Consider the following 3,199-nt stretch of genomic DNA (forward strand, 5'->3'; position numbering starts at 1 on the left):
GCGCGCTGTCCATCCCCGGCCTGAAGGCCGAGGTCTTTCGCGCAACCTGATAAATGTCGTGCGCGCAGCGCTATCGTCGCGCCATCGACCTCGCTCAGTTCGGTCGGCGAAGTGACAAAGTCGACAATTGTGGGCAATATGCCTATACTGAACGGGCAAATTGCCGATTCAACGAACAAGGGACATATGATCACCATTTCCTTCAAGCCCAGCGGCGCGGGGAATCCCCGTCGGGAGGAGTTCACGATTCTCCAGGAACTGCTCGATTCGCCTGTTCGTAGCGGGGCCGACATTGCAGAGCTCGCAGTCGAACGAATAGACATTGCGGTCATTGATCGCTTGGCGGCGCTTGGATTGAAGGCCGACGAGCTGCTATTCATCATTCCGCGCCGGACACTGACCCACCGGCGCGCGCAGCACGAACGCCTCTCAACAGAGGAATCGGATAAGGCGATTCGGCTTGCCAAAATAGTCGCTCAGGCCACTGCGGTTTTCGCTGACCATGATAAGGCGATGAGATGGCTGCGTAACGCTCAGGCAAAGTTCGGCGGGCGCACCGCGCTAGACATGGTGAGTACTGAGCACGGCGCTAGGCTGGTGGAGGAGGCCCTAGTCCAGATCGACGAGGGGTACTTTGCTTGATGGTCCTGTGGAGAATCAGCAACTATGCCGACCTCAAAGGTATCGGAGGACTTCGCGCCGCCGGTCGGTGGCATTTCGCCGGGCAACCGGTCGTGTATCTGGCCGAGCATCCTTCTGCTGCGCTGCTCGAGATCATCGTGCATATGGACATTGCTAGTCTCGCCGATCTGCCGGCCACGTACCAGTTGCTTCGTGTCGAAGTCGAAGAAAGTGCGACTATTGCGGAGATCCCGGAGGAAGGCATTCCGGAAAATTGGCAGGACAATCAGGCCTGGTCACAAGACGCTGGGACGGAATGGCTTGCTGGCAAAACCAGTGTGTTGCTTAAGGTTCCGAGCGCAATCAATCCGTACGCGCACAACTATTTGATGAATCCTGTGCATACTGACGCTGGCCTTTTGAAGATCAGCACGGCAATGCAGGTTCGTCATGATCCCCGAATCCTGAAACTCTTATCCAGAAACGAAAGAAGCTAGGCACAGTAGTTCTATATCAGAAATCTTCTAATTTGATGGCCGCTTTGCTCAAAGATTAAGCAGCATAAAAAAACCCGCACAGCCATGAGCCGTGCGGGCTTTGTTCCGGTCGGGGCGAGAGGATTTGACTCCTTCTATCCCTTTCCAATCAGTGACTTATAGGGCGCTGTGTAGCGCCGGTGACAGGGCAGTGTAGCAGCCAGCGAGCTTACCAATCAATTAGATCACAGTAATTCCCCTTGGTCGAAGACGTGAGCACTCCGAGTGGCTAGCAATGTAGGATCATCGGCAAAAAATAATTTTAAGCGCCACGATGCCTACGTGCTTTGTCATGCAACCGTTCGACATCGCTGGCGCACAAGGTTACGTTGGGGGTGGTGCGATAGGTTGATATCGGACGAATTTCGGATACGCCCGCATTGGATGATGCGGATAGGGGGAGTCACTACATGTAGGCACTGTCATCGCAATGTGGCCGCGACTGCCGTAGCATGGTTTTTCGTCTTGTTTGCCGTCCCCGCGTCTCCTACACTTCGACTAAGTTAGCTTCTGCCGCCGTAACCCGGAAACATCAACGCAGGAGGTGCACCGTGAGCACTTTTGATGTAGGAGGTGGTGAATCGCGGAAGCAACCGCCGGTCGCCGCAGCCAGTCGGCAAGGGCGAGGAGAACCGAACGAACCACCACCTGCGCAAAGAAGACCGACTGAACCTACCAATGACGATCGCGATGGCATATTAGGCGATTGTGATAGTGCAGTTCCCGACTTAGGGGGTACGCCGACTCAAGATACTGGGTCCAAACCTACAGACCCACGAAAGAAGAGAAGTTGACGGACCCTGCAGCTAATGGGCAACCCGGGCAGCAAATTTATAAACAATAAAATGGGTGACCTGGACAATGTTTTCAGGACTGTCAAAGCTTGCAGACAAGGCGTTCATTTTAGGTTTCTTTTTCCCGGCGCTCCTCGGAATCAGCGGGCTCCTTTTTGCGAATCGAGATATCCCGCTTTTCGGGTGCTGGCTGACAGCGGCACTCGCGGCAAAAAAGGATATTAGCGAAATGGTGGCACTGCTGTTCGTCCTTTGGGTAATGGCTATCTTTCTTATGGTACTGAACCTTTGGGTATATCGCTTCCTCGAGGGTTATCACTGGCCGTTAAATTGCGCAAAGGCGAAAGGCATACAAAGAGACCGGGCTGAGAAGTTGAGGCGTAAGTGGACTGATGCGTTCGAGGCCTACGAAAAGGCCGCAAATGAGGCCGCGCGGATTAAGGCAGCGCATGGGGAGAATGCCCAATTCGAACAAGCAAGCGGGGAAGAAGCAAGATTGCGGTGGATTTCGAAACAAGCAGAGGACGCTTACCGCACCGCTTACCCAGACAATTCAGACCACATCCTGGGCACAAGGCTAGGAAATGTCACCCGAAGCTTCGAAATTTATCCGTCAGAGGTATACGGCATTGAGGCAATTTACGCTTGGCCTCGACTGACTACTGTGATACCGAAAGAATTCATGTCCGTGCTGTCCGACGCGCGCGCCGCTGTCGACATGTTCATGAATCTGATAGTCGTTTCAGCGATTATCTCTGCTACCGCGTTCGTTCGAGCGATCCTCCATCACTGGTTGGCAAACGATTCAGCGCCGCCAGTGCCTTACTTCGTCAGTATCGGCGCTATCGCAGGTGTTATCTCTTGGTTTTGCTATGAAATGTCGATTTATAGCTCTATTGGCTGGGGCGAAAAAGTAAAAAGTGCCTTTGATGTATATCTGGGCGACCTCGCGAAAAAACTTGGATATGAGGTGCCCTCTAGTTCCAAACGTGAGCGGGAGTTCTGGGGGAAATGGAGCGACATGTTTCAATTCCATTGGCCGAAGGATATGGACACCTTCAAACGCGTAGACGAGAAAGGCAGCGACAACAAGGGATTTCATCTGCAGCGAAAGCGGTGACGGTGCGTCGCCAAGGCCGTTGTACTCACTCACATCGAACACTATTGAGACTTTTTAGTGCCTATAACCGTTCTAGCAGGCTGCGGAAATACCTCGCCCCGAAGTCACCCACAAGGTCAGTTCAAACG

The 3,199-nt window shown here is 53.4% G+C and carries 3 protein-coding genes; all 3 read left to right on the forward strand.

The genetic code is table 11. The annotated features are described in order from the left end of the window. The first annotated feature begins 186 nt into the window (after window positions 1–186). Complete coding sequence (locus tag M0D69_RS43455) at window positions 187–642, forward strand: antitoxin Xre/MbcA/ParS toxin-binding domain-containing protein (RefSeq protein ID WP_301787951.1); 456 nt, start codon at window positions 187–189, stop codon at window positions 640–642. Next, the gene (locus tag M0D69_RS43460; RefSeq protein ID WP_301787952.1) at window positions 639–1,118 is read left to right on the forward strand and encodes an RES family NAD+ phosphorylase; all 480 of its coding nucleotides are present in this window, start codon (window positions 639–641) and stop codon (window positions 1,116–1,118) included. The genes M0D69_RS43455 and M0D69_RS43460 overlap by 4 nt, the downstream gene beginning before the upstream one ends. 900 nt (window positions 1,119–2,018) lie before the next feature. Further along, on the forward strand, window positions 2,019–3,071 hold the full coding sequence (locus tag M0D69_RS43465; protein ID WP_301787953.1) for a hypothetical protein: 1,053 nt from the start codon (window positions 2,019–2,021) through the stop codon (window positions 3,069–3,071). Window positions 3,072–3,199: the final 128 nt, after the last annotated feature.

The organism is Caballeronia sp. SEWSISQ10-4 2, assembly GCF_030464885.1.
GTDB lineage: Bacteria > Pseudomonadota > Gammaproteobacteria > Burkholderiales > Burkholderiaceae > Caballeronia.